The 7,862-nt window shown below is 42.3% G+C and carries 8 protein-coding genes; 1 reads left to right on the top strand and 7 read right to left on the bottom strand.

The window, feature by feature from the left end; all coding sequences use genetic code 11:
* Nucleotides 1–435: 435 nt before the first annotated feature.
* From hcp to VN447_RS17565, 7 genes are all read right to left on the bottom strand, one after another.
* Complete coding sequence (gene hcp / locus VN447_RS17595) at nucleotides 436–1,998, bottom strand: hydroxylamine reductase (protein WP_325526683.1); 1,563 nt, start codon at nucleotides 1,996–1,998, stop codon at nucleotides 436–438.
* A 415-nt stretch (nucleotides 1,999–2,413) separates the two neighbouring features.
* Nucleotides 2,414–2,704 (bottom strand): hypothetical protein, encoded by a 291-nt coding sequence (locus VN447_RS17590; RefSeq protein WP_325526681.1) that lies wholly within the window; start codon nucleotides 2,702–2,704, stop codon nucleotides 2,414–2,416.
* Nucleotides 2,705–2,838: 134 nt separating this feature from the next.
* Nucleotides 2,839–3,153, bottom strand: a complete 315-nt coding sequence (locus VN447_RS17585; RefSeq protein ID WP_325526685.1) for a nitrous oxide-stimulated promoter family protein — start codon at nucleotides 3,151–3,153, stop codon at nucleotides 2,839–2,841.
* Between the two features lie 173 nt (nucleotides 3,154–3,326).
* The gene (locus tag VN447_RS17580) at nucleotides 3,327–3,911 is read right to left on the bottom strand and encodes a cyclodeaminase/cyclohydrolase family protein (protein ID WP_325526679.1); all 585 of its coding nucleotides are present in this window, start codon (nucleotides 3,909–3,911) and stop codon (nucleotides 3,327–3,329) included.
* Nucleotides 3,912–4,362: 451 nt separating this feature from the next.
* Nucleotides 4,363–5,076: an iron-sulfur cluster repair di-iron protein gene (gene ric / locus VN447_RS17575; protein ID WP_325526677.1), complete on the bottom strand. Its 714-nt coding sequence runs from the start codon at nucleotides 5,074–5,076 to the stop codon at nucleotides 4,363–4,365.
* Between the two features lie 9 nt (nucleotides 5,077–5,085).
* The gene (locus VN447_RS17570) at nucleotides 5,086–5,838 is read right to left on the bottom strand and encodes a hemerythrin domain-containing protein (RefSeq protein ID WP_325526675.1); all 753 of its coding nucleotides are present in this window, start codon (nucleotides 5,836–5,838) and stop codon (nucleotides 5,086–5,088) included.
* Nucleotides 5,839–6,154: 316 nt separating this feature from the next.
* Nucleotides 6,155–6,370, bottom strand: a complete 216-nt coding sequence (locus VN447_RS17565) for a DUF1858 domain-containing protein (RefSeq protein ID WP_325526673.1) — start codon at nucleotides 6,368–6,370, stop codon at nucleotides 6,155–6,157.
* Nucleotides 6,371–6,470: 100 nt separating this feature from the next.
* Here VN447_RS17565 and VN447_RS17560 point away from each other — a divergent pair, with 100 nt between their 5' ends.
* On the top strand, nucleotides 6,471–7,697 hold the full coding sequence (locus VN447_RS17560) for a DUF438 domain-containing protein (protein WP_325526671.1): 1,227 nt from the start codon (nucleotides 6,471–6,473) through the stop codon (nucleotides 7,695–7,697).
* Nucleotides 7,698–7,862: the final 165 nt, after the last annotated feature.

The following is a 7,862-nucleotide window of genomic DNA, read 5'->3' as shown; positions in this document are numbered from 1 at the left end:
TCGCCCTCACAGGCGACACCCTTGTCTTAGGCTAACGGTTGGCACTATCAACCCCCGTATTGGACTTTCACCAACAAGTAAGCGCCCATGCTGGGCGCACATGAAAAAGACTTCGCAATGACTGCGAAGTCTTTTTCATTTTGGTGCCGAGGACCGGAATCGAACCGGTACGAGCGTTTCCACCCGACGGGTTTTAATCCCGCCCTATGTATCTGTAGGTTGTATGATTGGATTTAGCAGTCAGTGAAAGAAGCTCTGGCGCACTTGTAAAGACATACTAGTATTGTCAGGCGGCTGTACTTCTTCAGTCATGCAACACACAAGGTTAACCAATCCCCAAGCTGAAGAAGAATGCGGCCCAGGACTCAATAAAGTTCGATTTCCTCTTAGCAATATAGATAGTTACCACTATAGTTATCTGAGTATGTATTCTTCCTATTTCAAAATAGCTTGGAGATCATTTTCCGGTGTGGTAATAGGGTGGAGATCAAACTTGGACACTAGGATATTAAGTACATTTGGTGATAAGAACGCAGGTAGCGAAGGACCGATGTATATATTTTTGATACCAAGAGCAAGAAGAGTGAGCAGGATACAAACTGCCTTCTGCTCATACCAGGAAAGGACCAAGGTGAGCGGCAAGTCATTAACGCCACACTTAAACGCGTCAGCTAATGCAACAGCCACTTGGATTGCCGAGTAAGCATCATTACATTGCCCCATATCCATAATCCGCGGCAGCCCACCGATTTCCCCGATGTTAAGGTCATTAAACCGATACTTTCCGCAAGCCAGTGTCAATATAACAGTGTCTTTCGGTGCTTTTTGTACGAATTCGGTATAGTAGTTCCGGCCTGGCTTTGCACCATCACAGCCGCCAACCAAGAAAAAGTGCTTAATGGCCCCTGCTTTTACCGCATCAATAACGGTTCCTGCAACACTAAGAACGGTATTGCGGGCAAACCCTGTCATCAGTTCTTTACCACCATTGATTCCGGTGAATTCTTTGTCTTCTGGCCAGCCACCCAACTCAATGGCTTTATTAATGAGCGCTGAAAAATCTTTTACATGATTCGAGTCCGGAATATGCTGTGCTCCCGGAAATGCCACTACAGAGGTGGTAAACACGCGGTCACTATAGGTGCTCTTGGGCACCATCAAACAGTTTGTAGTAAATAGAATGGGTGCTGGTATGTTATCAAACTCTTTCTGTTGATTCTGCCAGGCTGTACCAAAGTTGCCTTTAAGATGAGAATATTTATTTAACTCAGGATATCCATGGGCTGGCAGCATCTCGCCATGAGTATAGATGTTGACGCCTTTTCCTTCGGTCTGTTCAAGGAGCTGTTTTAAGTCAAGAAGGTCATGACCGGTAACAACAATGAACGGTCCCTTCTCCACAGTCATAGTTACTTTAGTGGGTTTGGGCTGACCGTAGGTGGAGGTGTTGGCATCATCAAGAATTGCCATACAGGCCAGATTGATTTTTCCAAACTCCATCAGGAGGTCAAGCCACTGTTCAGCAGTGTGTTCCTCGCCCAATGCGTTCAGACCTTTATAAAACCAGGCCGTAACTTCTGGGTTTTCTTTTTCTAATACGGCAGCATGCTCGGCGTAGGCCGCCATTCCACGCATTCCAAGCAATAAGGTGGATCGAAGTGATACAATGTCGGTGTCACCACTCCACAGCTCACTTGGAGCAAAATCTTCTGCCGCTAAGTCCAACTTGTTCTTTTCTTCGTGAATTCGCTCAATTAGTGCCTTTATTCGGTCACTGTCAAAACTAACATTTGTAACTGTGGTGAAAAGCCCCTGCCGTACTAGGTCGTTGGCTGTTTTGCCTGCACTTTTTCCCTGTGCTGCTCTGGCCAAACCAATTAACGCACACGTGAGCTCATCCTGACTGTTAGCTACAACTGGCTGCTTTCCACATACACCTACTTTAGTGCAACCTTTCCCGCCTGCAGTCTGTTCACATTGAAAACAAAACATCGACATTGATTTGCCCTCCTTGATATTAGTTGAAGCATATTTCATAATTTTCCACGAAATAATGAATTCTCTAAATAATAACAAATATCCTTCAATACTTTTTAAAATTATAGTCATAATCTGCCAATTAATCGTTGCTTTGACTTGTGCTTCAGTAGATATAGGTGTTTCTAGTCATATCAACAATATTATCGGCAACCCACTATATTTTCCGCATCCGAGCTTTCTGCAATATCAGGACATCTAACCGCATAAAAAGACGAGATTGCTTTACTACGTCGCAATACCAGAGGGTATGCTCTCCCCTAGTCATTGCGAGCGATAGCATAACAATCTCGCTCTAATTATATCACTATATTTTTATAAGCTCGCGTGCATTGGCCAGTTCAGTCTGGTTGGCGGCGCTAATAGTAGAATTGTTTTAGCCCATAACCTCTACGTAAGAGGCAGGAACAGGATTGCCATCCAACAGTTGCGCCACACGCTTCGCCGAAACCGCATGAAAAGGACTTCCCCCCACGACTTTGAAATCTTCAAAGGTTTCGAATTCAATGAGCGCTGCATAGTTTCCGCCTCCTTGTGATTTTAGGAGACGCCGACGTACAAAACCTTTGAATTGGGAAAACTCCTCATTCGACCAGGCAAACCATTCCAGAAACTTAGTTTCTTTCCCTTCGTTAATCTTCGGAAATTGTGCAATCGCAATAAACATTTCCAACATCCTCCAATTATTTATTTAGTTTCCCCCGTAACAGTATCTTAAAATAAAGTACTGTTTTACACATTTGTTCTAGCCGACACTGCTGCATTTGCTGATACACTCACCCAACTACGGTACCGCCGTAATTATTTATTCAAGCCTATTGATGAATTCCTAAATGAGTCAATGAGATGAAGCATAGCTAATCCAGGGTGCTTATATATCATACGGGGTCCCGAATAGCGCATTACAGCGACAATCTTTTCCCTCATGGTTTTGCGGTAACAATGAACTGGACATTTGGCGCATACAGGTTTTTCTTCACTAAAAATACAACGTTGAAGCCGTTGTAGCGCATATTCTAACAAACTGTAGCAGTCATCACACAACCCCTTACGTGTTCGATGCTTTGCCTCGCAGTATATAATAATCATTTTTTCGATACTAACTCGCTCTCGCAAAATCCTTTTACCCAGCAACTTTATAGCACCCCGCCCCAAATCATACTTTGTTCACTAATACAATCTGCTACATTCACATTACATAATTGGCGGTAATTTGAACGCTGGATGGTTTCTCTCCTGGAGGAAAGTAGTATTTCTTATACTATCGTGATTGCAGGGTTAAAAATTAGTTAATCCACCAAGTTATCCAATTTTTGCTGCAGTTCATCAATACGAGATTCTAGTACACATTTCGAGTTTTCATTGACAAGAGACAAGTTTAACCTGGAAGCAGTAAGCGCACCCTCAATACCTGCTTTACTAACTAAGAGTCCCACTTTCAAATCACCTATTACACTCGGCTTAACCATTGTTAATAGCCGAGTACCGACTTCCAATGCCACTACACATGCATTGCCTATCTGTAAAGGTACCTCAGTAGCCTCTAGAGCCGCTGATTGAATTACAGCCCTACGCTGTTCCTCTTCAGACAAGGTAGTCCTCTTCAGCTTGCAGGCAGCAATCACTCTATTATACGCTTCTGCATCTTCATCAATATAGTTTAGCAATTGACTATGTAAGTAAGCCATCTGTACTTGGGTCTTATCAAAGAACTCTTTATCCGCTGCATACCCATAAGACGAACGAATTGCCATCTCAATCAAGCATACACCCATGAGACCTGATAATGCCGTAACACAACCACCAGCTGGCATGACTGATTTTGATGAAGCTACTTCATTCGCAAAATCTACAATGCTTAGTTTTGCTAGCACCGCATCTCCCCCCTTCTGCCAAAGATACTTTACCGGGCTTACTCTTGTACCTGAGCAAATTCCTTACCGAAATGGATAGCGCGCTCTACATTGGTACGAATTATAGGTAGAACCTTTATGTGTGGAGTATTCTTCCCCATGAAATTTTTTCAATTCCCAATCCACCTTACCGACTCAAGTGACATTCTCAGCTATTCTAAAACGCATAACCCCGTCCTCCTCTAGATTGATTCTATACTTTAATTATACAGCCGTTCTAAGGTTAAGCGGTGATGTTTATCACATTCATCCATCATTAAAACCAAAACCGCCCACGAGGTTGGGCGGCGTTAGGACTTACTGATTTGTTGTGGTTGATACGCAATTATAAAAACGACCTAGGTCCTGTAGAATTTCTCTACGGGGAACTAGGTCGTAGTTTCATAAGATACTGGGACGTTTACTATTAAATTTAGACCGGAAGCTTTAATCCTGCTATACGGGGATGTAATATATTGTTTTCTAGATGAATGTGCCTAAAAATGTCATCTTCCATCTCTTCAAGTTTTCGGTATGCCATTCTGTAGCTCGTGCACCCTTCTGGGGGAGCAGTATATTGATTGGTAATCTGCCGCAGTTCCTTTAAGATGTTACCCGCTAGCTCATGTTCATTTTCTAACTCGTTGATAACTGTAAGCATTTTCTCAAACTTCTGTTGAGAAGGGCTTTTATCATATTCGAGGATTAGTGGGAACAGTATTTTTTCCTCAGTCTCTAAGTGGGCTTCCAAATCCTTGCGAAGTAAGCGGAAAAGGTGATCAACCCTCACCAGCTCTTTATGGCTGCTTCCGTGAACTGACATGATCTTCTCTGTTAGCTCGTTAATGATAGGAAATTCCTTTTTTATAAAAGTATGGTGGGTATCAATAATATGGTTTACCAGCTCTGTTAACGGAGCTGTTCTCCAATCTAGATGCACGTGCCTCTCGCTTGAGGATGTACTTAGATTGCTAAGCTCAGTTAATACAGCCTTCTCCTCTACGCCTTGCTGTTTAACCGCCTCTGATAACGTTTTATGACCCCCGCAGCAAAAATCAATATTATACTTTTTAAAGACAGTAATTGCCTCGGGTAAACTGGCTACGATATCTCCTACCTTTTGGTTGCCCGTAAGTAAGTTAGTCATATATCCTCCTTATTGCAACGTTTTGAAATTGCAGTACCCAATTTCATCGCATTTTTCCTTTAACTGATTCCATAACTCTTTGTCTTTTACGAAACGCATTGCGGCCGGGTAGAGTATATGGTTTTCTTTGTAAATATGGTCAGTAAGATTATAGATAATGAATTTAGCTAATTCTTGAAGTTCCTGCTGAAATTCAGTGAAATCCAGCAACAGGGCTTGACTGACCAGTTCCTTCAATTCACGCTTTTTTTCCCTGAGCTCTTCGTGCTCCATATTCATAACCTGGACAATTCCGCCTATATTATTTTTCGTTAGTTCAGGAAAGATGACCTCTTCTTCACGCGCATGGTGATGTTCTGCCGCTAATAGGTTATCGGCAACTTCCCTTAGACGCACTAATACCTCACGATCCGGTGTTGACGAGCTTTGAATTGTTGTATTTAATTTATCTAAGGCATCTAGTGTTTGCAGTATTTGTTCATGTTCCTCTAACATAACACGTAGTGGATGTTCAGGATCTAAAGACAAACGGAAACGGGAGAGCTCAGTATGCAGGTCTTCTCGATGAATTTGGTACAAATCATGGAAGTCCTTTATATCAATGTGTTTGGAGGATAGGTATTCTTCCAACTGAATGAGCTCATCGGGATTCATATGAGCGAATACGGCCCGCGCTTCTTTATTAGTTTGTTCAATTCCTAATCCAGCATTATAGCGCTGAATTAAGTCGGCAATCATGTCGCCCCGCTGCTCTAATTGCATATGTCTTCTCCTTATTTGATAAACTTGATAATTTTCAAAACAACAAAGCTATCAGTTTCATTCGCTTAAGATCAGGGAACTATCGCGGCTGTCATGCCCTTTACCGCCTGATAAAGATTTTGATCTAGGGGTAACCGCCATTGGAATAATAACAATATCAGCAGGCTTCGCTTTCACTGATGCCAACTCCAGGACAAACCGGCATCCTTCTGATAATCTGCTTTTAGTCATCCCTAACCCGATGAGCTTTAAGCTAATTGCCGTGTTGCTAAAAAACCAGATTTCGCCTTAATCCGATTTTGCCGTCAGTCAACTATTAGATATGCTGGTTCAAAAAACCCAGGAGCTCCTCAAGATTTTCCCCTGTATTTTTCGCCACGTCCTCTATTCTAGCGAATTTCCCCACTGTATTAAAGATAATCGGATTATTCAAATTCTGAAATTTGGGAGACCGCTCTATTAGCTTTTCTTTAAGATGAGGATATTTTGTAAGTACCTCGGCTATCTTATCATTCTTTGTTATCACAGCCATTCCCCTTTCTGCTTTCCTATCCTAATTTGCTTCTTGAGGAATATATTTACCCTCAATACCGAAAAATATTAATAAAGGCATCGCAGCGGGAGGGTAACTAATGAGTGAATTAATCAATAATCGGGAACATAGGAAGCAGATTATTAAAGAAATACTACTTGATTTACATCAGGGGAAAACGGTCGCAGAAGTTAAACCTCGTTTCGACGCTGTAGCAGAAGAAATGGATGCTGCGGAACTTTCGTTAATTGAGCAAAGTTTAATCAATGAAGGTATACCTGTTGAGGAAATTCAAAATCTCTGCGATGTACATGCCGCCGTATTTAAAGACGCACTAAGCGAGAAACCGGATATAGAGGTAGCCGACGGACATCCTATAGACATCTATCGGGATGAAAACCAAGCACTAGAAAAACTAATAGAAAAGGAAATCCGTCCCTTATTGACTGACCTACGTGCTGCCTCTCCCGAAGATGAACGCGTAATCGTTATGAAGCTGGTAGAAAAGCTAAATTTGCTTTGGGATATTGATAAACATTACACCCGAAAAGAAAATCTTATCTTTCCTTTTCTAGAGAACTATGGCATTACTGCACCTCCAAAAGTAATGTGGGGGGTAGATGACGAGATTCGAGGTTTGCTTAAGGAATCCAAACGCATGGCTTTACACTATGAGGCAGGCTCTAAAGAGCAGCTAATTGAGAAAGTAGGGGAAACACTACATCAGGTCAATGAGATGATCTTTAAAGAAAATAAAATCCTTTTCCCGATGCTTGTGGAGACATTGAGTGAGAATGACTGGGTTCGTATCCAGGAGGATAGCGCCCAAATTGGATATTGCCTGATCGAGCCGTCTCTCAATTGGATGCCACATAAAACAAGTCTCACGGACAGTGAGCCTGAAGTTACCAATCCGAACGTCCAAGGTTACATCAAGTTTGAAACCGGAGTTCTCACTCCCAAGGAAATCGAACTGATTTTTAGTCACCTTCCAATAGATATAACCTTTGTCGGTAAAGACGACCTCGTGAAGTTTTTCTCCGCATCCAAGGAACGTATCTTCCATCGAACCAGAACAATCATTGGTCGAAAGGTTGAAAATTGCCATCCGCCGAGCAGTGTTCACATCGTAGAACAACTTGCTGGAGACTTGAAATCCGGAAAAAAAGATAAGGAGACCTTTTGGCTCAGACTGGGTGACAAATATGTGCACATCCAGTATATTGCGGTTCGAGATGCAAACGGTGAGTTCGTAGGGGTGCTCGAAGCAACACAAGATATCAAACCACTACAGGCGATCACTGGAGAAAAGCGAATCACGGAATAGCCAAAGTATTCATTGACCCCGCGGACTATGAAAATCGAGTAGGAGCTGAGTAATTATTTACTCAGCGACCTCTCACACCACCGTACGTACCGTTCGGTATACGGCGGTTCAATAGAATTAGTGTATTAATGAATATCTTTCACTTATGGTGATAAAGCCTAATTT

The organism is Sporomusa sp., assembly GCF_035561155.1.
Classification (GTDB): Bacteria; Bacillota; Negativicutes; order Sporomusales; family Sporomusaceae; genus Sporomusa.
The sequence above is the reverse complement of the archived record's forward strand: the minus strand, read 5'-3'. Positions and strand labels throughout refer to the sequence as shown.

What these genes read in the sequence shown, in the direction of transcription:
- ric (WP_325526677.1), bottom strand. Translation starts at nt 5,076, where the DNA reads ATGACTAACTTACTTACGGGCAACCAAAAGGTAGGAGATATCGTAGCC.
- VN447_RS17560 (WP_325526671.1), top strand. Translation starts at nt 6,471, where the DNA reads ATGAGTGAATTAATCAATAATCGGGAACATAGGAAGCAGATTATTAAA.
- VN447_RS17565 (WP_325526673.1), bottom strand. Translation starts at nt 6,370, where the DNA reads ATGGCTGTGATAACAAAGAATGATAAGATAGCCGAGGTACTTACAAAA.
- hcp (WP_325526683.1), bottom strand. Translation starts at nt 1,998, where the DNA reads ATGTCGATGTTTTGTTTTCAATGTGAACAGACTGCAGGCGGGAAAGGT.
- VN447_RS17570 (WP_325526675.1), bottom strand. Translation starts at nt 5,838, where the DNA reads ATGCAATTAGAGCAGCGGGGCGACATGATTGCCGACTTAATTCAGCGC.
- VN447_RS17590 (WP_325526681.1), bottom strand. Translation starts at nt 2,704, where the DNA reads ATGTTTATTGCGATTGCACAATTTCCGAAGATTAACGAAGGGAAAGAA.